We start from the raw sequence: 22,420 nt of genomic DNA on the forward strand, positions 1-22,420 counted from the left end.
GCCGCGCCTGCCGCGCCGCTTACGCACCCGCCCGGTCCAGCGGCGCACCCGCCCTGTCCCGCGTTTTTGCAATCTGGCCCGCCCAGTGCGCCGTGCGTCGCATCGCCCGCCCGACTCGGCCGTTATTGACTACAATGCAGGCGTCAAGAAGGCTTGGCGGAAATGCCCATGTCCGTCACGCAAAAGCCCACCCCTGGAGTCCGCATGGAATTACGCATCCGCAATCTGTCCAAGACCTACGCCAATGGCGTGGTGGCCCTGGACAAGGTCACGCTGAACATCCCGCAAGGCATGTTCGGCCTGCTGGGGCCGAACGGCGCCGGCAAGTCGACCCTGATGCGCATCCTGGCCACGCTGCAGGAGTGCGATGCCGGTTCGGTCTTCCTCGACGACATCGACGTGCTCGACGAAAAGGACGAAGTGCGGCGCATGCTCGGCTACCTGCCGCAGGACTTCGGCGTCTACCCGAAGGTCACGGCCTATGAATTGCTCGATCATTTCGCCCAGCTGAAAGGCCTGTCCCATAAACACCGGCGCCGCGAAGTGGTCGACGGCCTGCTCCAGCAAACCAATCTGTTCGAGGTGCGCCACCAGAAGCTGGGCACCTTCTCGGGCGGCATGCGCCAGCGCTTCGGCGTGGCCCAGGCCCTGATCGGCGACCCGCAGCTGATCATCGTCGACGAGCCCACCGCCGGCCTCGACCCGCAGGAGCGGGTGCGCTTCCACAACCTGCTGTCGGACATCGGCGCCGACAAGACCGTGCTGCTCTCGACCCACATCGTCTCCGACGTGGCCGATCTGTGCGCGAACATGGCCATCATCCACAAGGGCCGCGTGCTGCTGTGCGGCGAGCCGCTGCGCCTGATCGAAGGCATCGAGGACTGCATCTGGTCGCGCTACGTCGACAAGGCCGACCTGCCGCTGTTCCAGAAGCAGCATGCGGTGATCTCGACGCGCCTGCGCGCCGGCCGCACCCTGGTCCACGTGTACGACGCGCGCGATCCGGGCATGGGCTTCGAGCCGGCCCACGCCAGCCTGGAAGACGTGTACTTCGCCACCATCGCGGGCCGCTACGACGGCGCAGCCGGGAAGACCTGAACCATGGCCGCGCTGTACGCGATCGCCCGCTTCGAATTCCGGCAGCGCCTGCGCCAGCTGCCGACCTGGGTCTACTTCGGCGTCTTCGTCGCGCTGGCCATGCTGTGGACGGCGGCCGCCGGCGGCGCCTTCAAGGATACCGTGGTCGCCTTTGGGGCGCGCGTGCTGATCGACGCGCCGCGCCAGGTGGCGCTGTCGACCGCCTTCCTCGGCTGCATCGGCGTGGTCGTGATCGCCGCCGTGATGGGGCGCGCGGTGCAGCAGGACTTCGAGCACGAGATGCACCCCTTCTTCTTCAGCGCGCCGATCGGCAAGCATGCCTACGTGTTCGGGCGCTTCCTCGGGGCCTGGGCGGTGCTGGCCTTTGTCTTCGGCGGCATCGTGCTCGGCGCCTGGCTGGGCCGGCTGCTGCCCGGGATCGACCCCGACCGCCTGGGCGGCGCCAGCCTGGCGGCCTACCTGCTGCCCTGGCTGTTCACGCTGCTGCCGAACATCTTCATCTTCGGCGCGATCTTCTTCGTGCTGGCCGCGCTCACGAGGCGCATGCTGCCGGTGTACGTGGCCAGCATCGTGCTGCTGGTCGGCTACACGGTGGCGCCCTCGCTGGCGCGCGACTTCGACTTCAAGCTGCTCGGCTCCCTGATCGACCCCTTCGGCACCACGGCCCTGGTCACCCTCACCGAATACTGGCCCGCCGCCGAACGCAATGCGCACCCGGTGCTGCTGGAAGGCGTGTACCTGGCGAACCGCCTGGCCTGGTGCGGCTTCGGCCTGGCGGTGCTGCTGCTCGGCTACTGGCGCCTGCATCTCACCGGCCCGCTGGAAAACCGCCGCAGCGAGCCGCGTGCGGACAGCATTGGCGCCGCCGCCGACCTTGCATCGAATCCGGCGCAGGCCGCCGCCGTGCGCGAGCGGCCCGACTTCGCGCGGCGCAGCCTGGCGTTGCTGCTGGCGAAGCAGACCTGGCTGCAGCTGCGCCAGTCGGTCGCCACCCTGCCCTTCGTGCTGATCACCCTGGCCGGCCTGGCGATGCTGGTGGCCGGCAGCTTCGGCATCGGCACCCTGCACGGCGCCAGCACCTATCCGGTCACGGGCCAGATGGTGGAGCTGGTGCGCGACGGCTTTGCCCTGTTCCTGCTGATCGTCACCACCCTATATGCGGGGCAGCTGGTCTGGCGCGAGCGCGACGCCCGCAGCGCCCAGCTGTTCGACGCCCTGCCCCTGCCCGGCTGGCTGGCGCCGCTCTCGAAGACCCTGGCCCTGGTCGGCATGCAGGCCCTGCTGCTGGCGCTGGCAATGCTGACCGCGATGCTGTGCCAGGTCCTGCGCGGCTACTTCGCGCTCGAATTCGGCCTGTACCTGCGCACCTTCTCGATCCTGCTGCCGCAATGGGCGGTGCTGGCGGTGCTGTCGGTGACGGTGATGGCGCTGTGCAGCCGCAAATACGTCGGCTACGCGCTGCTGGTGGCGCTGCACGTGGCGGGCATGGTGACCGGGGGAATGGGGCTGGACCACGTGCTGCTCTCCGGCGCCTTCCCGGCGCTGTCCTGGTCGGGCATGAACGGCTACGGCCACCTCCTGCAGCGCGAGCGCATGCTCGAGCTGTACTGGGGCAGCCTGGCGCTGCTGCTGCTGGTGCTGACCGTGGTGCTGTGGCCGCGCGGCGTGAACGCCGAATTCGGCAGCCGCCTGCGCCTGGCGCGCCAGAACCTGAGCCGCGGCGTGCTGGCCGCCTTCGGCATCGGCCTGCTGCTGTTCGGCGCCAGCGGCGCGCTGCTGTGGTACGAACTCGACGTGGCCGGAAACTACCAGGCCACCCACATCCAGGACGCGCGCCGCGCCGAATACGAAACGCGCTACCGGCGCTTCGCCGCCCTGGCCCAGCCGCGCCTGGCGGACGTGGCGCTGCGCGTCGACCTGCACCCGCGCACGCGGATGCTGGCAGTCAGCGGCAGCTACCAGCTGGAAAACGCCGGCGCCGCGCCGCTGTCGGAACTGGTGGTCTACCAGCGCCCCGGCGCCGACCTGGCGGCGCGCCTGTCGCAGCCGGCGCGCCTGCTCGACGCCGACCGCGCGCGCGGCTTCTACCGCTACCGCCTGGACACGCCGCTGGCGCCGGGCGCGCGCCTGGCCTACGCGTTCCAGCTGAGCGCCGCGCCGGCCGGGCCGCTCGGCTTCGGCACCGACACGCCGGTGGCCGCGAACGGCAGCTGGCTCACCGACGACGACCTGCCGCGCATCGGCTACCAGGCAGCGGTGGAACTGAGCGACGAACGCGACCGCCGCCGCCATGGCCTGGGCCCGCGCGCCCAACCTTCCCAGGCCGCCGGCGGGCAGCGCATCCGCTTCGAGGCGCTGGTCACCACGAGCGTCGACCAGATCGCGGTGGCGCCCGGCGCGCTGGAACGCGAGTGGATCGCCGGCGAGCGCCGCCACTTCCGCTACCGCGCCGAACTGCCCATCCTGGCGCGCTACGCGATTGCCTCGGCGCGCTATGCGGTGCGCCACGAGCGCTGGCAGGACGTGGCCATCGACGCCTTCTACCAGCCCGGCCAGGAAGCGAACGTCGAGCGCCTGGTGCGCGGCGCCAGCGCGGCGCTCGACTACGGCACGCGCGCCTTCGGCTCCTACCGCCTGCACGACCTGCGCCTGGTGGAAACGCCGCGCAGCGCCGGCCCGGCGCGCGCCTTTCCCGGCATGATCGCCCTGCCCGAGAACGGCGCCTTCATCGCACGCGCCGACGGCGCCGAGCGCGGCGAGATCGACTATCCCTTCTACATGGGCGCCTACAACACGGCACGCCAGTGGTGGGGCCAGCAATTGACGTCGCCCAATGCGCTGCTGACCGATGGCCTGGCCGAATACACGGCCCTGATGACGCTGCGCCGCAGCCTGGGCTCGACCGCGATGCGGCGCTACCTGCGCCAGGACCTGCAAGCCTACCTGCTGGGCCGCGCCACCGCCACCGGGCGCGAGGCGCCGCTGGCGCAGGCCGGCCTCGAGTCCTGGCTGGCGCAGCGCAAGGGCGGCCTGGCGCTCTACCTGCTGCAGGACCAGCTGGGCGAAGACAGGGTGAATGCGGTGCTGCGTGCCTTCCTGGCGCGCCATGGCGCGGATGCGGGTACGGGCACAGGTACAGGTACGGCGGCGGACCTGGTGGCGGACCTGCGTGCGGCGGCGCCGGCCGACAAGGCCTACCTGGTGCACGATCTGTTCGAGGCGGTGGTGTTGTACGAAAACCGCGCCGACAGCGCCAGCGCACGGCGCCGCCCGGACGGCAAGTACGAAGTGACCCTGCACGCCAGCGCGGCCAAGCTGCGCACCGGCGGCGCGCTCGAACAGCAGCTGCCGCTGGCCGACTACATCGAATTCGGCGTGGACGACCGCGACGGCAATCCGCTGGTACGCGACAGGAGGCTGGTGCGCGAGCGTACGCTGGTGCTATCCTTTATCGTCGACGCGCAACCGGGACGTGCCGGCATCGATCCCGACCATAAACTCATCGACAAGAAACCGACAGATAATATGGTTCCTGTCGACAACGAATAATTATCGATATATCATTTAAACCACTATTTACAGTGAGGTTATGATGTCGCCCATGGTCGCCGAAATTAGCGAAAAAATTCAACTGCTGAGCGCTGAAGAAAAGAACGAACTGTTGCGCGTGCTGTTGAAGGACGTCGACGGCGCGGACGAGGATGCCGACGAAGCCTGGCGCAATGAAGTGGTGCGCCGCGTCAAGGCGATCCGGAATGGCGAAGCGGCGATCAAGGCGTTGCAGGATTGGCAGGAATAAGCGCTGCCGGATCTATTTGGATAATAAAAAACCGCGATGTCACCATCGCGGTTTTTTTTCGTTTCGAGAAAACGAATTGGTAGATATGGCCGATTACCCGGCGTGCTAACCGTAGGGTGGGCACCCCGTGCCCACGCGGAACGATGATCATCGACGCCGTTTGCTTCATCGAAAATCATGCATGCCGACGGCGTATCTAAGAGCATCTCGCTAGCGTTTCATCCATCAGTTAGGCCGCGGAGCGAATCATACCGGCTGCAGAATCCGGATGGACACGTAACCGCGTGGGCACGGAGTGCCCACCGTACGTTGATGTCAGCAGTGACCGCATGGGTCACCGGATATCAACGATCCAACGCGAAATTACTTCTTTGCCGCGGTGGCGCGCTTGGCCGCCGGCTTTTTCGCCGCGACGGTTTTCGCCGCCGCCTTGGCCGCCGGCTTCTTCGTCACCTTGGTCTCGACCGCCGCGCCATCCACCTCCGAGGCAGCATCGTTCGCCGCCTTGCCCTTGGCCGCCGGCTTGGCCTTGCGCTCCTCGAACTCGAAGCTGATCTTGCCGTCCTTGCCGCGGGTCAGGTAAGCCTTGAACGGACGGCGCGTGCGCTGCGATACGAAGCCCGGCAGCAAATCGGTCTTGCCGTCGTTCAGCAGCTTGGCCATCTGCTCGGGCAGGATTTCCTGCTGCAGGATGATGCGGCCGCTGCGGAAGTCGCAGGTCTTCGGCTTGGCGACCTGGTGTTCGCACACATAGGCCAGGCCCATCTCGTACACGCCGCCGGCGCACTTCGGGCAAGGTCCGAGCGGAGTCTGGCCGGTGAAGTCGACGCCCTCGCCTTCTTCGCCTTCGGCCGCGTCCTGGCCGAAGTCGAATTCCAGCTTGAAGTTGTTGATGTCCTCGTCGCGCACGATGCGCAGGATCGCCGCGAACGGACGGCCCATCTTCGAGCGGAAGCCCTGCAGCGGACCGATGGTGCGGTTGGCCAGCAGTTCCTCGACCTCGTTGATCTCGAACTGGCGGCTGCCCGGCGTCTTGCTCATCGAGAAGTCGCACTTGGTGCAGGCGAAGCGGCGGTAGTTTTCCTTGACCACGCCGGCGCAGTTCGGGCACGGCGTCTGCAGCGTCGCGTATTCGCCGGGAATCGTGTCGTTGTCGTATTCCTTGGCGCGCTTGACGATGATCTGCGTCATTTGCGCGATTTCGCGCATGAATTCTTCACGCGAGATCTTGCCCTTCTCCATTTGCGACAGCTTGTATTCCCATTCGCCGGTCAGTTCCGGGGCCGTGAGTTCGTTCACGCCCAGGCCGCGCAGCAGGGTCATCAGCTGCGATGCCTTCGCCGTCGGGATCAGCTCGCGCCCTTCGCGGATCAGGTATTTCTCGGTCAGCAGGCCCTCGATGATGGCGGCGCGCGTCGCCGGCGTGCCGAGGCCCTTGCCGGCCATGGCGTCGCGCAGCTCGTCCGAGTCGACCAGCTTGCCGGCGCCTTCCATGGCCGACAGCAGGGTCGCTTCCGAATAGCGCGCAGGCGGTTTCGTGACCAGACCATTTGCCGTGACTTTTTCGGTGAGTACCTTCTCGCCCTTGGCCACAGGCACCAGGGTGGCGCCGTCCTTGTCGTCGCCGGTCGTGTCCTTGCCGTAGATGGCCAGCCAGCCAGGATTGGTCATGACCTTGCCTTCGGTCTTGAACTGGTGGCCCGACACTTCGGTGAAGCGGGTCGTGACCAGGAACTCGGCCGGCGGGAAGAACACGGCCATGAAGCGGCGCGTGACCAGGTCGTACAGCTTCTGTTCCGGCTCGGACAAATTCTTCGGCGCCACGCCGGTCGGGATGATGGCGAAGTGGTCCGAGATCTTGGTGTTATCAAAAATACGCTTGTTCGGCTTGACCCAGCCGTTCTTGCTGATCTGCTTGGCGAACTGGTGGTAATTGTTGTTTTCCGCCAGCGACTCCATGGTCGACTTCACGGTGCCAACATAGTCTTCCGGCAGGTGGCGCGAATCGGTACGCGGGTAGGTCAGCACCTTGTGCTTCTCGTACAGCGCCTGGGCCAGGCCCAGGGTGTTCTTGGCCGAGAAGCCGAAGCGGCCGTTGGCCTCGCGCTGCAGGCTGGTCAGGTCGAACAGGGCCGGCGCCATCGAGGTGGTCGGCTTCGACTCTTCGGTGACCGTGCCCTGCTTGCCGCGGCAGGCGGCGGCGATGGAGTCGGCGGCGGCCTTGCTCCACAAACGTTCGGCACGCTTTTCCGGATCGTTCTCGTCCTTCTTGAATTTCTGGTCGAGCCAGCGCCCTTCGTAGATGCCGGCGGCGCACACGAACTCGGCGCGCACCTCCCAGTAATCGCGCGGGACGAACTTCTTGATCTTTTCTTCGCGCTCGACCACGATCGACAGGGTCGGCGTCTGCACGCGGCCCACGGTCGTCAGGTAGAACCCGCCCTCCTTCGAGTTGAAGGCGGTCATGGCGCGGGTGCCGTTGATGCCGATCAGCCAGTCGGCTTCCGAGCGGCAGCGCGCGGCGTCGGCCAGCGGCAGCATTTCCTGGTCGCTGCGTAATTGCTTGAAGCCTTCGCGGATCGCGGTCGGCGTCATCGACTGCAGCCACAGGCGCTTGACCGGCTGCTTGGCTTTCGCATGCTGCGCGATCAGGCGGAAGATCAGTTCCCCTTCGCGCCCGGCGTCACATGCGTTGATGAGGGTGGTGACGTCCTTGCGCTTGATCAGCTTGTTCAGCACTTTCAGGCGCGACTCGGTTTTCGCGATCGGATTCAGCGCGAAGTGCGGTGGAATCATCGGCAGGTGGGTGAAGCTCCATTTGCCGCGCTTGACATCGTATTCTTCCGGCACCGCGATTTCCAGCAGATGGCCGACAGCCGACGACAGGACGTATTCGTCGTTTTCGAAATACTCATCGTGCTTGGTGAAGCCGCCCAGCGTCTTGGCGATGTCATTCGCGACGGAGGGCTTCTCGGCGATGATGAGGGTTTTGGTCATAGGGTTTCTCGTCGTACTTATATTAGAGGTCGGGCCTGCGCATCATACATGCTCGAAAGCGGAACCTAGTGTCTTGATGGTAACAGTCTGGAATAAGCGGCCAATGATAAGCGCGTTATCGCGCAGTTCGCAAGTGGACTCTGCACCTCTGTTGTGCAGCGCAAGCAGATGCCGCGCCGAAACCGGGCGTACCGGCAAAGGCCTGGCCGGGCTCGGTGCACGAATGAAAGTGGGCGCTTTCCTACATGGGATCGGACACCATTCCGATAGAAGCGGCGCGACCGTGCGCGCATGATCGCCCTGTTGGCGGATCAACCAGCCGCCGTTTTGATGGGAGGAAATGACCATGAGCCACAAACACAAAGGCATGGTGAACGAACACGGGCGCAGCGTCTCGCGCGAAAAAATGGTGCCGGTGGCAGAAGGCAGCCAGCAGGGCAAGGCGCCGGGTGCGGTTGCCGCGTCGGCGCCGAACTCGCAGTCGTGGACGCCGAACTCGGAGCAGGGTACGGCCGGCAATTCGCAATCGGGCTCGCTCGGCGCCCAGCAACAGACCGTGGGCGGCGACCCCGATCGCGGGCGCGGTGTGGCGTCGCAGGGCGGCGGCTGGAGCGCACGCCAGAAAGGCCAGCGCATGCAAGCGCGCGCCGAGGAAGAACGGCTGGGCATGTCGCAGCAGTCCGGCTATGGCGGGCTCGAGCAGGACCAGCGCGCCGGCTCGCAGGAGTCGGCCGGCGGACCGGCGGCCTCGAAGCAGACCGGCGTGAGCGGATCGCAGAGCGGCGGCCAGCCGAACCAGCCGTCGTCGGACTACAGTAAGGGCAAGGACAAGGGAAAATAAGCGCCTCGGCCATGGGCGGCCATGCCGCCCTTTTCTCGGCCCCACAATTAAATCGCTTGCTATCTAATTTTGTGCGATGTATATTGCACACATGACGAACAAGAACGCCACCGCCAGGGACGCTTTCCTCCGGCTCGACAACCAGCTGTGCTTCGCCCTGTACTCGGCCAACCTGGCAATGAACAAGGTCTACCGCAAGCACCTGGCCGAACTTGGCCTGACCTATCCGCAATACCTGGTCATGCTGGTGCTGTGGGAAGGCGATGGCCTCACGGTGTCGGAACTGGGCGAGCGCCTGTTCCTCGATTCGGCCACGCTTACGCCCCTGCTCAAGCGGCTGCAGGCTGCCGGGCTGGTGAGCCGCGAACGCGGCGTCGAAGACGAACGGCAAGTGCTGGTGCGTCTCACGGCGGAAGGCCGGGCGCTGCGCAAGGAGGCGAAGTCCGTGCCGGAGAATGTGTTCTGCGCCACGGGTTGCCAGCCAGAACAGTTGCAGGCCATCCGGCGCGATCTCGAACAATTGCGCGCGAGCTTGTCCGAACATATGGAATAACACCCTGCCCTGCACCCAAAGCGACAGCCAGGGTGCGGCAGCAAGCGCGCGGCTAATTATATAGCGCACGATTTAATCGACAGCGATACGGTTACGTGGTCCGCCGCTGCATCTTGTCTACCACGCTTTGGAGAAAAACATGTCCGTCGAAAAAGTCCTTTACCGTGCCAGTGCCACCGCCACCGGAGGCCGCGATGGCCGCGCCGTCTCGTCCGACCAGCAGCTCGACATCGCCCTGGCCACTCCGCGCGAACTCGGCGGTGCCGGTGGCGCCGGCACCAATCCGGAGCAATTGTTCGCCGCGGGCTATGCGGCCTGTTTCATGGGCGCGATGAAGTTTGTCGCCGCCAAAGACAAGCTGGCGCTCCCGGGCGACACCACGGTCCAGGGCCATGTCGGCATCGGTCCGATCCCGACCGGTTTCGGCATCGAAGTGACACTCGATATCTCGGTTCCCGGCCTGCCACGCGAGGCAGTGCAAGCGCTGGTGGAAAAGGCCCACGTCGTCTGCCCTTACTCGAACGCCACCCGCGGCAACATCGACGTGACCCTGAACGTCTTGTAAGCACCAAAGAAAACGGCCTGCTGGAAAGCAGGCCGTTCAGGATGCGGTAGCGAGACGGGGTGTATCGGTTCAGTGGAGCAGGCGCGGCGCCTGTTCGTCGTCGGAGCCGAACCAGTCGTCGAACATCAATGCGTCGGGCTCCTTGCCCTGGCTCCACATCAGCATCAGGACGATGATCTTCAGCTTGCTCAGCGTGACCGGCGATTCGTCGACCGCGAGCGCGCGCTCGATGATGATTTCGCGCTGCACCGGGCTGATGAGACGGGCGCTTTCGAGGAACTGGATGAAGCCGATCGCTTCGCTGCCGAGTTCGAGGTATTCCTCGTCCACGTAGTAGCGGGTGCCGGTGGAGGCAACCACGTCGGCCAATTCCTCGGCCGCCATTTCGTTAAGACCCGTGAGCCAATCGATGGCCTCGCAGATCTCGAAGTCGTCGAAGCCGACGGCGGAGAGTTTGCGTGCCAGTGCAGCCGGCTCGGGGCAGGCTTCGGGACGATAGTACGTCTCGTAGAGGTAGACCAGGATGTCGAACATAGTGACGCTACTGTAGCAGCTAAGCTCGCAAGGGCACAAGCTTGCCGCGCGCGCAGGCATCGCGTGCGCGAAATTCGTCGTTTTTCGGCCTTATCGGTTCGTATAGCTGTCTGACCAATTGTCGAGTTTGCGTTCCTGTCGGACATCCAATGCGCATATTCAAGAACGCATTCACGCCACCACGCGTTGCACCTTTCCGCCCGGCAGGCGCTCGAGCAAACCGGCCATTTCCAGCGCCAGCAATTCCAGGCTGAGGGCGCCGACCGTGCTGCCCGAACGCAGCAGCAGCGTGTCGATGTCGACCGGCCCGTGGCCGAGGTGGCCGAGCAGACCGAGACAGCTTGTCTCGGTCGGCATGGGAGCGGCCAGATCGGGCGCCAGTGGCGAGATCCGCAAGGATTCGAGAATGTCGTTCGCCGAGTCCACCAGGCGCGCCCCTTCGCGTATCAGCTTGTGGCAACCCTTGGCCAGCGGCGCGTGGATCGACCCGGGCAAGGCAAACACCTCGCGCCCCTGTTCGCCTGCCACGCGCGCCGTGATCAGGGAGCCGGATTGTTCCGCCGCTTCGACCACGAGCACGCCGGCCGACAGCCCGCTGATGATGCGGTTGCGTCTTGGGAAGTTACCCGGATTGGGTGGCGTGCCGAGTGCGAATTCGCTGACCATGCAGCCGTCGCGCGCAATGCGCTCCGCCAATGCGCGATGGCGCGTGGGATAGGACAAATCGGCGCCGGTGCCGACCACGGCGATCGTCGATCCGCTGCCTTGCAGCGCGCCTTCGTGCGCGGCGCCGTCGATGCCCAGCGCCAGCCCCGACACGATGCAGACGCCCGCGCGCGACAGGCTCGCTGCGAAACTGGCGGCGTTGGCCTTGCCCTGGCTCGTGGCATTGCGGGCGCCGACAATCGCCAGCGCCGGCCGCGCCAGCAATTCGCGGCGCCCTCTAATATAAAGGAGCAAGGGCGGGTCGGGAATGTGGGCGAGTCCGTCCGGGTAGTCCGGTTCGCCCAGGGTGACGAGCGCATGCGCGGGATGGTCGAGCCAGGCCAGCGTGGCATCGCGCAATTCCATGAATGCGGCGGATGGCGGTTCGCACAAGGCGCGTGCGGCGGACGCCGATACATGCGCAGCCAGCGCCGTATAACCGGCAGCAAAAATGGCGCGTGGCGAACCGAAGGCGCGCAGCAGGATGTGCGCGCCGCGGACCCCTACCCCGTTCGCCTGTTCGAGGCGCAGCCAGTCGGAGAGGTGCGCAATGCGTTCGGCGCTGCGATGGCTGCTGCGGCTGGCGGTGATGGGGTCCGTGTCCTGCACGGTGCATTTACTCCGGTGATTTCGCCACGTCGCCGACTTCCACTGGCGCCGTTACTTGCATGATCAGGCCGTAGGAAACACGCCCGAACACTCGGAAGATGAACAGGCTGCCATACTGCTCATCGGGAAGCTTGATTGTCGACCTGCCGATTCCGAGAAAGCCCTTGCGGCCTTCCGGGTCCGGCACAGTCTTCCCGAAATGATAGAGCTGCAAAACGGCGCCGACGTCGAGTCCATCAATCGAACCACGATTGACAGTCACGACCTGGCTTTGTCCGGCGTGGGTCACGCCCGAATAAATCGACATCACGCGCGCATCGACCGGACGCTGCGGCGCATGCGGCACGTAGTTGCGCACGGCCGGCGGCGGCGCCGGCACCAGGCGGTCGCCGACACCCATTTCGCTGACCGAGCTCGATACCGTAAAGGTATGCACGTCGACGCCGGGCGTGGCCGCCTTGACCAGCGACACGGTGCCGACGTAGGTGGCCTCGTGCGCCAGCACGGCGCCGGTCTGCGGGTCGCGCAAGGGGCCGCCCGGGCGGAACACCTGGAAACTGGTGGCGCCGTTCAATTGCCCGCGCACATACAGGCGGTCGCCGGCGCCGAGGTAGACGCGGTTTTCTTCCGACGCCGCAATGCGCGGCGCGCTTGCCAGCTGGTCTTTCTCGATGATCAGGGGCTGGGTCAGGTAAGGCTCGATGACGCCAGCCGGGATCGACTGGATCGCGTCGCTTTCCAGGCCCGCGCTGCGCACCTGCGGCGACAGGCGCAGCACTGGCGGCTCGCCACGGCCGTCGCCCTCGCCCGGCTTGTTCAGCGACAGGCGCCCGGTCTTGCGGTCGAAGTAGACGATCTGGCCCGGATAGATCCAGTGCGGATTGCGGATCTCGTCGCGGTTCATGCCCCAGACCTGGGGCCAGCACCAGGGGTGTTCGAGGAAGGTCCCGGAAATATCCCACAGAGTATCGCCCTTAACGACGCGATGCTGATCGGGGGCATTGGGCTTGAAGGCGCATTCGGCTGCCTGGACGGGGCCCGCCACGACACACGCGACGAGCACCGCCGCTGCAGCGCGGGTCACGACTGTGCTAAAATTTTTCATTGAAGACGTCCGTAAAGTGCGGCATTGAGACGGAATTTGACACTGGCTGCGCCCGTCAACCCGGACAGCCGCGGCGCAAGAGACAACACGGCTGCCCCCTCCCCGACCGCCAGGCGGATCGCGGAGAGTTGCCGAACTGAATCAAATTCTGCCCATAAATCCTTGAACTAGCAAGATAAACCGCGTGCCGTGCCGGCGTGCTTCCGGGGGACCGTGTTGCATTCCTGCCCGTGCGCCGCTTATTTTTTGCCGGTGCGCCGTGCTTTGCCGCCCGCATCCCTTAATCCTTATTCAACTGTTACCCCTTACCCTCCTATGGCCCTCCTGACTATCCTGCGCTATCCCGACCCACGCCTGCATAAGATTGCCCAGCCGGTGAGCGAATTCGGCGAGCGTCTTGCCACGCTGGTGGCCGACATGGCCGAAACCATGTACGACGCGCCGGGTGTCGGCCTGGCCGCGACCCAGATCGATGTGCACGAGCGCGTGGTCGTGATCGACGTCTCGGAAACCCACGACCAGCTGCTGGTCTTCGTCAACCCGGAAATCACCTGGGCCAGCGAAGAAAAGCAGGTCTACGACGAAGGCTGCCTGTCGGTGCCGGGCATCTACGACGGCGTCGAGCGTCCGGCGCGCGTGAAGGTGCGCGCCCAGGATGCCAAGGGCGAATTTTTCGAGATGGAATGCGAAGGTTTGCTGGCAGTCTGCATCCAGCACGAAATGGATCACCTGATGGGCAAGGTCTTCGTGGAATACCTGTCGCCGCTCAAGCGCAACCGCATCAAGGCCAAGCTGCAGAAGGAAGAGCGCGGCATGGAACGCGAAGCTTCGCTGCGCGCCGCCGGCCGCCGCCACTAAGGCGCCGCGCATGAAAGTCGTTTTCGCCGGCACGCCGGAGTTTGCCGCCGTCGCCCTGCGTCAATTGATCGCTGCCGGCTTCGAGATTCCCCTGGTGCTGACCCAGCCCGACCGCCCGGCCGGGCGCGGCATGCAGCTGCAGGCATCAAGCGTGAAGCAAGTGGCGCTCGAGCACGGCATCGCCGTGGCGCAGCCGCTGTCGTTGCGCATGGACAGCAAGGACCCGCAGCGCGCGCTCGAGGCGTCCGAGGCCCACGCTCGCTTGAGCTCGCTCGATTATGACGTGATGGTGGTGGCGGCCTATGGCCTGATCCTGCCGCGCAGCACGCTCGACATCGCGCCTTGCATCAATATCCACGGTTCCCTGCTGCCGCGCTGGCGCGGCGCCGCGCCGATCCACCGCGCGATCGAAAGCGGCGACCTGGAAACCGGCGTGACCATCATGGGCATGGAAGAAGGCCTCGATACCGGGCCGATGATGCTGATCGAACGCGTGGCCATCGAGGATGCGGACACCACCGGCAGCTTGCACGACAAGCTAGCGGCGCTGGGCGGCACGATGATCGTCGAGGCGCTGCGCCGCATGGAGCGCGGCGAGCTGGCATCGACGCCGCAGCCGGAAGCGGGTGTGACCTATGCGGCCAAGATCGCCAAGGAAGAAGCCAAGCTGGACTTCGCGCTGCCGGCGCTGGACCTGTGGCGCAAGGTGCGGGCCTTCAATCCCTTCCCTGCCGCGCAAGGCACGGTGAATGGGACGGTGGTCAAGATCTGGAACGCGCAGCTGGCCGAAGGTTCCGGGCCGGCGGGCAAGGTGCTGTCGGCGAATGCGCAGGAGGGCATCGTGGTCGCCTGCGGCGAAGGTGCGCTTCGTCTGTTGGAGTTACAAAAGCCGGGCGGCAAGCGTTTGCCGGCGGCGGAGTTCCTGAAGAGCTTTTCGCTTGAAGGGCAGATGTTCGTTTGATGTGCATCGTGCATATCGTGCGGATGTGATGCCAACGTAGGGTGGGCACTCCGTGCCCACGCGGAACCTTGCATCATGTTTGCCGATGAGCGCGGCGACAACACATTCATTCCATCTCACGCGTTCGCGGCATGCCCGGGACGCCGTTAGCACGACACAAACAATCGGGTTTTAACGGCGTCAACACGGTGTCGGCTTCCGCGTGGGCACGGAGTGCCCACCCTACGGCCATCGCTAGCGCCAACCATACCGATCACCGCTGCGGCTGAGTCGACCGCCAAAATCTTTACCACCAAATGAAAAACGCGCCCTCGGGCGCGTTCGATGACAATTAATTGCCTGCTTGCGCAGCGCGCTGCGCATCCATGTGCTCGCGCAAAACTTGATTGATGCGGGTCTGGTAACCTGGACCGGCCGCCTTGAACCATTCCAGCATGTCGACGTCAAGGCGGATCGTCACGATCTGCTTCACGCCCACCGGCTGCTTCTGTGCTGCAACATGGTTTTGCACCACTGACTGATCCCAATCGGGTTCGTACTCTTTGTTCATGCAATCATCCCGTCTCTTTAAAACGTGCCACATTCCTTATGGCATTTATTTATTGTCGTCGCTGTATGTATCCGCAAAATTGCTAAATGCCCGGGTTTTGTAACGTCGTGTAACAATCGTCGGCATAAACACATAACGATACAATCTGCCCCCGCCAGCCCCGGCTGCGGGAAGCCGTGGCGCCGATGACGTATAATTTCAGACCGCCCGAACCGTGCCGCCCTTGCGCACGTCTATTGAAAGCCCGCCATGACTGCCCCGAAACACGCCCCCTCCCCGATCGAAACCCAGCTGCGCGACATCCTGTCGCGCCGCATCATGATCCTGGATGGCGCGATGGGCACCATCATCCAGCAGTACAAGCTCGACGAAGCCGCCTACCGCGGCGGACCAGGCGGCCGCTTTGCCGATTTCGCGGCGCCGGCAGGCGCGGGCAACCGCGAACTCTTCGTCAAGGGCAACAATGAATTGCTGACGCTGACCCAGCCGCAGGTGATCCAGGAAATCCACGAGCGCTACCTCGCGGCCGGCGCCGACCTGATCGAGACGAACACCTTCGGCGCGACCAGCGTAGCCCAGGACGACTACCACATGGGCCACCTGGCCTATGAGATGAACGTCGAAGCCGCGAAACTCGCGCGCGCCGCCTGCGACAAGTACAGCAGTGTCGACAAGCCGCGCTTCGTCGCCGGCGCCCTCGGCCCGACCCCGAAGACGGCCTCGATCTCGCCGGACGTGAACGACCCGGCGGCACGTAACATCACCTTCGATCAATTGGTCACGAGCTACCACGAGCAGGTGCGCGGCCTGGTCGACGGCGGCGTCGACGTGCTGCTGGTCGAAACCATCTTCGATACCCTGAACTGCAAGGCCGCGCTGTTCGCGATCGACCTGTATTTCGACGAGCACCCGGAGACGCCGCGCAAGCCGATCATGATCTCGGGCACGGTCACCGATGCCTCGGGCCGCATCCTGTCGGGCCAGACCGTGGAAGCCTTCTGGAATTCGGTGCGCCACGCCAAGCCGCTGACGGTGGGCCTGAATTGCGCCCTGGGCGCGGCGCTGATGCGTCCGTATGCCGAAGAGTTGTCGCGCATCGCCGACACCTTTGTCTGCATTTACCCGAACGCCGGCCTGCCCAACCCGATGAGCGACACCGGCTTCGACGAACTCCCTAGCGATACCTCGGCCCTGCTGCGCGAATTCGCCGATGCCGGTTTCGTCAACATCGCCGGCGGCTGCTGCGGCACCACGCCGGAACACATCGCGGCCATCGGCGAACTGCTGTCGACCGCCACGCCGCGTGCGATTCCCGACGTGCCGGTGGCGATGCGCCTGTCGGGCCTGGAGCCGTTCACGGTCGACGACGCTTCGCTGTTCGTGAACGTCGGCGAGCGCACCAACGTCACCGGTTCGAAAGCGTTCGCGCGCATGATCCTGAACGAGCAGTTCGACGAAGCCCTGTCGGTGGCGCGCCAGCAGGTGGAAAACGGCGCGCAAGTCATCGACATCAACATGGACGAGGCGATGCTCGATTCGCAGGCGGCCATGACGCGCTTCCTGAACCTGATCGCGTCGGAACCGGACATCTCGCGCGTGCCGATCATGATCGACTCGTCGAAATGGAGCGTGATCGAGGCCGGCCTGAAGTGCGTGCAGGGCAAGGCCATCGTCAACTCGATTTCCATGAAAGAAGGCGAGGAAGAATTCCTGCGCCAGGCCGTCTTGTGCCGCCGCTACGGCGCCGCCGTGATCGTCATGGCTTTCGATGAGATGGGCCAGGCCGATACCTTCGAGCGCAAGATCGAGATCTGCAAGCGCGCGTATGAGGTGCTGACGCAGAAGGTCGGCTTCCCGCCGGAAGACATCATCTTCGACCCGAACATCTTCGCCATTGCCACCGGCATCGAAGAGCACAACAACTACGCCAACGACTTCATCAACGCCACGCGCTGGATTCGCGAGCACCTGCCGCACGCGAAAGTGTCGGGCGGCGTGTCGAACGTCTCGTTCTCGTTCCGCGGCAACGACCCGGCGCGCGAAGCCATCCACACCGTGTTCCTGTACCACGCGATCCAGGCCGGCATGACCATGGGCATCGTGAATGCCGGCATGGTCGGCGTCTACGACGATTTGCCTGCGGAGTTGCGCGAGCGCGTGGAAGACGTGGTGCTGAACCGCCGCGACGACGCCACCGAGCGCATGATCGAATTCGCCGGCACCCTGAAGGCCGGTGGCGGCAAGCAGGAGCAGAACTTGGAGTGGCGCAATGCCCCCGTGGAAAAGCGCCTGGCGCACGCGCTGGTGCACGGCATCACGCAATGGATCGTCGAAGACACCGAGGAAGCGCGCCAGGCCGTGCTCGCTGCAAACGGCCGCCCGATCAACGTCATCGAAGGCCCGCTGATGGCCGGCATGGACATCGTCGGCGACCTCTTCGGCCAAGGGAAGATGTTCCTGCCGCAGGTGGTGAAATCGGCGCGCGTGATGAAGCAGGCCGTGGCCCACCTGGTGCCGTTCATCGAGGAAGAAAAAGCCGCCGAGGAAGCACGCACCGGCATCGTGGCCAAGCCGAAAGGCAAGATCGTGATCGCCACCGTAAAAGGCGACGTGCACGACATCGGCAAGAACATCGTCTCGGTGGTCCTGCAGTGCAATAACTTCGAGATCGTGAACATGGGCGTGATGGTGCCCTGCTCGGACATCCTGGCCAAAGCCAAGGAAGAGAACGCCGACATCGTCGGCCTGTCCGGCCTGATCACGCCGTCGCTGGAAGAAATGGCCCACGTGGCACGCGAGATGCAGCGCGACCCGTGGTTCCGCGAGCGCCAGATTCCGCTCCTGATCGGCGGCGCCACCACCAGCCGCGCCCACACCGCCGTGAAGATCGCGCCCCACTACGACGGCCCGGTGGTCTACGTGCCGGATGCCTCGCGTTCGGTGTCGGTCGGCCAGTCGCTGCTGACCGAAGACACGCGCGCCCAGTACATGGCCGAGATCAAGGCCGACTACGAGCGCATCCGCGTCCAGCACGCCAGCAAGAAGGCGCTGCCGACCGTCACGCTGGCCCAGGCGCGCGCCAACAAGGCCAAACTGGACTTCGCGCCGGTCAAGCCGAAGTTCATCGGGCGCCGCCTGTTCAAGAACGTCGACCTGGGCACCTTGGCGCGCTACATCGACTGGGGTCCCTTCTTCCAGACCTGGGACCTGGCCGGCCCCTACCCTGCCATCCTCACCGACGAAGTCGTGGGCGAAGCGGCGACCAAGGTGTTTGCCGAAGGCCAGGCCATGCTGAAGAAAATCATCGAAGGCCGCTGGCTGACGGCAAACGGCGCGATCGCCCTGCTGCCGGCCAACAGCGTGCGCGACGACGACATCGAAATCTATACTGACGAATCGCGTGCGCAGGTGGCCTTTACCTGGCACGGCTTGCGCCAGCAGGGCGTGAAGCCTGTCGTCGATGGCGTGCAGCGCCCGAACCAGTGCCTGGCCGACTTCATCGCGCCGAAGGAGTCCGGCGTGGCGGATTACATCGGCATGTTCGCCGTGACCGCGGGCCTGGGCATCGAAAAGCACGAGCAGCGCTTCGAAGATGCGCACGACGATTACTCGTCGATCATGCTCAAGGCCCTGGCCGACCGCCTGGCCGAAGCCTTTGCCGAATGGCTGCACGAGCGTGTGCGTACCGACCTCTGGGGCTACGCCAGCGGCGAAGACCTGGACAACGCGGAGCTGATTGCCGAAGAGTATGTTGGCATCCGCCCGGCGCCGGGCTACCCGGCCTGCCCCGAGCATACGGTGAAGAAAGAATTGTTCGAGACCCTGCAGGCCGAGGAGATCGGCATGCAGCTGACCGAGTCGTATGCCATGTATCCGGGCGCGGCGGTGTCGGGCTTCTATTTCTCGCACCCGGAATCGAAGTATTTCGTGGTCGGCAAGATCAACGACGACCAGGTCGAGGACATGGCGGGGCGCCGCGGCATGGACAAGACGGAACTCGAACGCCACCTGGCGCCGAACCTGTCGTAACGGCGCCGGTGTAAAGCCAGCGTCGGGCCGTAGGGTGGACGGCTTCGCCGTCCACGCGTTCAACACACGCACGAACTTTTTCGCGTTACGATTGCCTAACTCTTGGGACCTTGGTCCGCAAGGAGAACATCATGGCAATGCATCTTTCCACCAGGCGCTGGCAGGACCAGGCAATCCTGCTGCTGGGCGTCTGGCTGTTCGTCTCGCCCTGGGTGCTGGGCTACCCGAGCGAATCGCCGCCGGCGGTGAACGCCTTCATCGCAGGCGCCATCATCGTCGCCCTCGCCGCTTTCGATCTCTACAAGACCTACGTCTGGGCCGTGCTCGTCAACATCGTGGTGGGCGCCTGGGTGGCGGTGTCGCCCTGGCTGGTCGACGTCATTGCCGACCGCGCCATGAGCGCCAGCATGCTCATCGTCGGGCTGGCCACCATCGTGCTCGGTTTGTGGGAAATGCGCACCGATCCGGACCTGCACCAGCAGTGGATCGGTACTTAAGCTTCTGATGCGGCTTCTGATGCGGCCTCAACCTTAGGGTGGGCACTCCGTGCCCACGCTGTTACGTGTGTCTCCGCAGTCTGCAGCGGTAACGTATCGCTCGCAAACCCTGCACCAGCCACTACAGCGCGTAGCGCACCACCTTGTCGCTCCATTCAAAAGCGGCCATTTCGAGTTCGACGAGTTCATCCCCGCTGTCGGCCAGTTCGCCCAGCACCGGCAGCATCTCGTCGCCCTCTTCCATGCGCTCGAGCGATTCCGCCAGGCGCAGCAGCTCGCCAAAGAAGCCGCTGCGCTTGACCAGCGCGGCGGCCACTTCCTCGCTCACCGGAATCTGCTCGACCAGGTCGGCCATCGGCACCGAGAACAGCGCATCCATCAGCGACATGATGCCGACCGTAAAGGCGACATCGGCCACCTGCCGCTGCCCTGGGCGCAGGCGCTGGGCCAGCAGCTCCATCAGGCGCGCGCGGGTGCTGGCCAGCATCAGCAGCGGCGTTTGCGTGTGGCCGCGCGTGCCCGGCTCGGCATACAGCATGATCTGCAGCCAGCGCTGCAGCTGGCGCCGGCCTAGCACGATCAGGGCCTGGCTCAGCGAATCGATGCGCTGGCGCAGGCCGGCCGCCGGCGTATTCACGATGCGCAGCAGGTTCACGGCCAGCGAGACGTCGCGCTTGATGGCGCGCTCGATCTCGATGTTGTCGGCGTCCGAGGTCACTAGGTTCATCAGCTCCATCAGCGCCACTTGCGACGGCGACAGCTTGCGCCCGGCCAGCACCGACGGTTTGGCGAAGTAATAGCCCTGGAAGTAATCGAATCCGAGATCGAGGCAGGTGCGGTATTCGGCCTGGCTTTCCACCTTTTCGGCGACCAGGCGCTTGCCGGTGCCGCGCAGGCGCGGCACGATGGCCAGCATGCTCACCACCGGCGTCGCGCGCAAATCGATTTTCACGAAGTCGAGCAGCGGCAGCAGGCGGCCCAGGCGGCTGCCGTGGCTGGAGGCCTCGGCGGCGAAGCGGAAGCCATGCCCGGACAGCTCGGCCAGGCGCCACAGCACGGCGTCGGTCGCTTCCACCGAACCCGTCAGTTCGAGCACCGTACGTTCGCGCGGCAGGAAGGCGAAGATGTCGCTCATCAACACCTCGGTGTCGACGTTCAGGAAGGCGCAGGCATCGCCCACCGCGCGCGGCAGGCCGAGCTGGGCCGCATGGGCCAGCACGCCGGCGCTGGCGGCCAGGCCGGAATCGATCTCGGCGTTGCCATCGGCGCGGTTGCGGAACAGCAGTTCATAGCCGAACAAGGCCTGGTTGCGGTCGAGCAGCGGCTGGCGCGCCAGGTAGAAGTTGCGTAGTTGCAGAGGCTGGGATGCCTGGTCGAGGCTGGCGGTATCGGTCATCGCGTTCCCGGGAGAGGTTCAAGCCGTCCACTCTACCCGATTCTCAACAATTAGTGGATTTTTGGCATCGCCATACGGCAAAAAAAGATGCCGTAATGCCAAACTTAAAGCGCCAGGGGCGCGCCATCGACGAACACCTTGAGTTCGCCGGCCTCGAAATGCGTCCAGCTTTCGTTGTTGGTCAGCGGCTCCGTCACGATGATGGCGACCCGGTCGTTCGGCGTCGTCACCTGGGAAAAGTCGACCGACAGGTCTTCGTCGGAGAGGCAGGCGGCGGCGAACGGGTACTGGCGCACGATGTAGCAGAGCTTGGTCGAGCAATGCGCGAACAGGGCCGTGCCGTCCGACAGCATCATGTTGAAGGTGCCGTAGGCGGCGATCTCGCGCACAAGTTCCTGCAGGGCCGCATGCAGCGCGTCGCGCCCGGGCAGGCTGTCGCCGAAGCGGCGCCGCAGTTCCTGCAGCAGGTAGCAGAAGGCGAGTTCGCTGTCGGTATTACCCACCGGGCGGAAGGCGCCATCGAGTGCCGGTGCGAATTCCTTCAGGTCGCCGTTGTGGGCGAAGACCCAGTAGCGGCCCCAGAGTTCGCGCACAAAGGGATGGCAGTTCTCGAGCGCCACCTGGCCTTGCGTCGCCTTGCGGATGTGGGCGATGACGTTGGTCGACTTGATCGGGTAACGCTTGATGAGCTCGGCAATCGGCGAAGCGATCGCGGCCTGGTGGTCGACGAAATGGCGTACGCCGGAACCTTCGAAAAAGGCGATGCCCCAGCCATCGTGGTGGGTGTCGGTGCGGCCGCCGCGGTGGGCGAAGCCGGTGAAGGAGAACACAATGTCGGTCGGGACATTGCAGTTCATTGCAAGAAGTTGGCACATGGCAGGCAGCTTACCATGGGGCCTTGCGGGCAGGAGCGGCATCGGGCACTTGTGCCGGGCCGCTCCTTGGGTGTGCCGCCATCACGGGCGGCGCGTTGTGCTGGATGGACTCGCCTGAATACGCCTTAATGCAGCACCACCGGTTGGCTCATCAGGGTGTCGTAGGAACCGAGGAAATCGTCGATTTCTTCCATGGTGGGTTCGCTGGCGATGAGGTTGTTGACGTCGCGCCGGAACGATTGTGCCAGTTTGCCGCCGATGAACGCTTCGCGACGGCCGGCCTTGTCGACGATTTCGTAACCGCCGAAGCGCAGGGCTTCGAGGTCGCGATCGACGCCAAATTCGACCACGCTGTACTGTTCGCTGTTGTAGATCATGTTCATGATGACTCCTTCTCTCGGTCAGAGTGTTGGACCAGCCACGCGGCGGCGGGCGGCTGGCTTCGACT

General features: G+C 64.9%; 18 protein-coding genes. 10 read left to right on the forward strand and 8 right to left on the reverse strand.

Features of this window, described 5'->3' with window-relative positions; translation table 11 throughout:
- The first annotated feature begins 204 nt into the window (after window positions 1-204).
- Genes ACWYRN_RS04545 through ACWYRN_RS04555 form a run of 3 tightly spaced genes read left to right on the forward strand, consistent with a single transcriptional unit; the run spans window position 205 to window position 4,897 of the window.
- Window positions 205-1,098, forward strand: a complete 894-nt coding sequence (locus ACWYRN_RS04545; RefSeq protein ID WP_488691344.1) for an ABC transporter ATP-binding protein — start codon at window positions 205-207, stop codon at window positions 1,096-1,098.
- Window positions 1,099-1,101: 3 nt separating this feature from the next.
- Window positions 1,102-4,647 carry an ABC transporter permease/M1 family aminopeptidase gene (locus ACWYRN_RS04550; RefSeq protein ID WP_488691345.1) on the forward strand — a complete coding sequence of 1,182 codons (3,546 nt, stop codon included), beginning with the start codon at window positions 1,102-1,104 and terminating at the stop codon, window positions 4,645-4,647.
- A gap of 52 nt (window positions 4,648-4,699) precedes the next feature.
- On the forward strand, window positions 4,700-4,897 hold the full coding sequence (locus tag ACWYRN_RS04555) for an addiction module protein (protein WP_229438168.1): 198 nt from the start codon (window positions 4,700-4,702) through the stop codon (window positions 4,895-4,897).
- A gap of 363 nt (window positions 4,898-5,260) precedes the next feature.
- On the opposite strand, the gene ACWYRN_RS04560 is transcribed toward ACWYRN_RS04555, so the two are convergent.
- A complete protein-coding gene (locus ACWYRN_RS04560) occupies window positions 5,261-7,894 on the reverse strand; it encodes a DNA topoisomerase III (protein WP_488691346.1) in 2,634 nt (877 codons plus the stop codon).
- A gap of 346 nt (window positions 7,895-8,240) precedes the next feature.
- Between ACWYRN_RS04560 and ACWYRN_RS04565 the strand changes: the two genes are divergently transcribed.
- The 3 genes from ACWYRN_RS04565 (at window position 8,241) to ACWYRN_RS04575 (ending at window position 9,853) form a co-directional block, all read left to right on the forward strand.
- Complete coding sequence (locus tag ACWYRN_RS04565; protein WP_488691347.1) at window positions 8,241-8,735, forward strand: hypothetical protein; 495 nt, start codon at window positions 8,241-8,243, stop codon at window positions 8,733-8,735.
- Between the two features lie 91 nt (window positions 8,736-8,826).
- Complete coding sequence (locus ACWYRN_RS04570; RefSeq protein ID WP_488691348.1) at window positions 8,827-9,288, forward strand: MarR family winged helix-turn-helix transcriptional regulator; 462 nt, start codon at window positions 8,827-8,829, stop codon at window positions 9,286-9,288.
- 139 nt (window positions 9,289-9,427) lie between these two features.
- On the forward strand, window positions 9,428-9,853 hold the full coding sequence (locus ACWYRN_RS04575) for an organic hydroperoxide resistance protein (protein ID WP_488691349.1): 426 nt from the start codon (window positions 9,428-9,430) through the stop codon (window positions 9,851-9,853).
- Between the two features lie 69 nt (window positions 9,854-9,922).
- Here the strand turns inward: ACWYRN_RS04575 and ACWYRN_RS04580 are convergent, their stop codons facing one another.
- The 3 genes from ACWYRN_RS04580 to ACWYRN_RS04590 all read right to left on the reverse strand — a co-directional run bounded on the left by ACWYRN_RS04580 (window position 9,923) and on the right by ACWYRN_RS04590 (window position 12,806).
- Complete coding sequence (locus ACWYRN_RS04580) at window positions 9,923-10,387, reverse strand: Smg family protein (RefSeq protein ID WP_229438174.1); 465 nt, start codon at window positions 10,385-10,387, stop codon at window positions 9,923-9,925.
- A 171-nt stretch (window positions 10,388-10,558) separates the two neighbouring features.
- Window positions 10,559-11,701, reverse strand: coding sequence for a DNA-processing protein DprA (gene dprA / locus ACWYRN_RS04585; RefSeq protein WP_488691350.1), 1,143 nt, complete (start codon window positions 11,699-11,701; stop codon window positions 10,559-10,561).
- A 7-nt stretch (window positions 11,702-11,708) separates the two neighbouring features.
- The gene (locus ACWYRN_RS04590; protein ID WP_488691351.1) at window positions 11,709-12,806 is read right to left on the reverse strand and encodes a LysM peptidoglycan-binding domain-containing protein; all 1,098 of its coding nucleotides are present in this window, start codon (window positions 12,804-12,806) and stop codon (window positions 11,709-11,711) included.
- Window positions 12,807-13,121: 315 nt separating this feature from the next.
- Here ACWYRN_RS04590 and def point away from each other — a divergent pair, with 315 nt between their 5' ends.
- Window positions 13,122-13,664 carry a peptide deformylase gene (gene def / locus ACWYRN_RS04595; protein ID WP_488691352.1) on the forward strand — a complete coding sequence of 181 codons (543 nt, stop codon included), beginning with the start codon at window positions 13,122-13,124 and terminating at the stop codon, window positions 13,662-13,664.
- 10 nt (window positions 13,665-13,674) lie between these two features.
- The gene (gene fmt / locus ACWYRN_RS04600; protein ID WP_488691353.1) at window positions 13,675-14,625 is read left to right on the forward strand and encodes a methionyl-tRNA formyltransferase; all 951 of its coding nucleotides are present in this window, start codon (window positions 13,675-13,677) and stop codon (window positions 14,623-14,625) included.
- Between the two features lie 331 nt (window positions 14,626-14,956).
- Here the strand turns inward: fmt and ACWYRN_RS04605 are convergent, their stop codons facing one another.
- Window positions 14,957-15,175: a BrnA antitoxin family protein gene (locus tag ACWYRN_RS04605; RefSeq protein ID WP_229438179.1), complete on the reverse strand. Its 219-nt coding sequence runs from the start codon at window positions 15,173-15,175 to the stop codon at window positions 14,957-14,959.
- 249 nt (window positions 15,176-15,424) lie between these two features.
- On the opposite strand from ACWYRN_RS04605, the gene metH reads away from it, so the two are divergent.
- Complete coding sequence (metH, locus tag ACWYRN_RS04610) at window positions 15,425-19,204, forward strand: methionine synthase (protein WP_488691354.1); 3,780 nt, start codon at window positions 15,425-15,427, stop codon at window positions 19,202-19,204.
- A gap of 131 nt (window positions 19,205-19,335) precedes the next feature.
- On the forward strand, window positions 19,336-19,701 hold the full coding sequence (locus ACWYRN_RS04615; RefSeq protein WP_488691355.1) for an SPW repeat protein: 366 nt from the start codon (window positions 19,336-19,338) through the stop codon (window positions 19,699-19,701).
- A gap of 121 nt (window positions 19,702-19,822) precedes the next feature.
- On the opposite strand, the gene ACWYRN_RS04620 is transcribed toward ACWYRN_RS04615, so the two are convergent.
- From ACWYRN_RS04620 to ACWYRN_RS04630, 3 genes are all read right to left on the reverse strand, one after another.
- Window positions 19,823-21,097, reverse strand: coding sequence for an EAL and HDOD domain-containing protein (locus tag ACWYRN_RS04620; protein WP_488691356.1), 1,275 nt, complete (start codon window positions 21,095-21,097; stop codon window positions 19,823-19,825).
- Window positions 21,098-21,201: 104 nt separating this feature from the next.
- Complete coding sequence (locus ACWYRN_RS04625) at window positions 21,202-21,972, reverse strand: class II glutamine amidotransferase (RefSeq protein WP_488691357.1); 771 nt, start codon at window positions 21,970-21,972, stop codon at window positions 21,202-21,204.
- A 125-nt stretch (window positions 21,973-22,097) separates the two neighbouring features.
- Window positions 22,098-22,355 carry a BTH_I0359 family protein gene (locus ACWYRN_RS04630; protein ID WP_027865841.1) on the reverse strand — a complete coding sequence of 86 codons (258 nt, stop codon included), beginning with the start codon at window positions 22,353-22,355 and terminating at the stop codon, window positions 22,098-22,100.
- Window positions 22,356-22,420: the final 65 nt, after the last annotated feature.

This window comes from Massilia sp. BAP21 (genome assembly GCF_057801335.1).

Coding starts and splice junctions, on each gene's coding strand:
- ACWYRN_RS04565 (WP_488691347.1), top strand. CDS start 8,241: ATGAGCCACAAACACAAAGGCATGGTGAACGAACACGGGCGCAGCGTC.
- ACWYRN_RS04625 (WP_488691357.1), bottom strand. CDS start 21,972: ATGTGCCAACTTCTTGCAATGAACTGCAATGTCCCGACCGACATTGTG.
- ACWYRN_RS04550 (WP_488691345.1), top strand. CDS start 1,102: ATGGCCGCGCTGTACGCGATCGCCCGCTTCGAATTCCGGCAGCGCCTG.
- def (WP_488691352.1), top strand. CDS start 13,122: ATGGCCCTCCTGACTATCCTGCGCTATCCCGACCCACGCCTGCATAAG.
- ACWYRN_RS04580 (WP_229438174.1), bottom strand. CDS start 10,387: ATGTTCGACATCCTGGTCTACCTCTACGAGACGTACTATCGTCCCGAA.
- fmt (WP_488691353.1), top strand. CDS start 13,675: ATGAAAGTCGTTTTCGCCGGCACGCCGGAGTTTGCCGCCGTCGCCCTG.
- ACWYRN_RS04605 (WP_229438179.1), bottom strand. CDS start 15,175: ATGAACAAAGAGTACGAACCCGATTGGGATCAGTCAGTGGTGCAAAAC.
- metH (WP_488691354.1), top strand. CDS start 15,425: ATGACTGCCCCGAAACACGCCCCCTCCCCGATCGAAACCCAGCTGCGC.
- ACWYRN_RS04590 (WP_488691351.1), bottom strand. CDS start 12,806: ATGAAAAATTTTAGCACAGTCGTGACCCGCGCTGCAGCGGCGGTGCTC.
- ACWYRN_RS04615 (WP_488691355.1), top strand. CDS start 19,336: ATGGCAATGCATCTTTCCACCAGGCGCTGGCAGGACCAGGCAATCCTG.
- ACWYRN_RS04575 (WP_488691349.1), top strand. CDS start 9,428: ATGTCCGTCGAAAAAGTCCTTTACCGTGCCAGTGCCACCGCCACCGGA.
- ACWYRN_RS04620 (WP_488691356.1), bottom strand. CDS start 21,097: ATGACCGATACCGCCAGCCTCGACCAGGCATCCCAGCCTCTGCAACTA.
- ACWYRN_RS04545 (WP_488691344.1), top strand. CDS start 205: ATGGAATTACGCATCCGCAATCTGTCCAAGACCTACGCCAATGGCGTG.
- ACWYRN_RS04570 (WP_488691348.1), top strand. CDS start 8,827: ATGACGAACAAGAACGCCACCGCCAGGGACGCTTTCCTCCGGCTCGAC.
- ACWYRN_RS04560 (WP_488691346.1), bottom strand. CDS start 7,894: ATGACCAAAACCCTCATCATCGCCGAGAAGCCCTCCGTCGCGAATGAC.
- ACWYRN_RS04555 (WP_229438168.1), top strand. CDS start 4,700: ATGGTCGCCGAAATTAGCGAAAAAATTCAACTGCTGAGCGCTGAAGAA.
- ACWYRN_RS04630 (WP_027865841.1), bottom strand. CDS start 22,355: ATGAACATGATCTACAACAGCGAACAGTACAGCGTGGTCGAATTTGGC.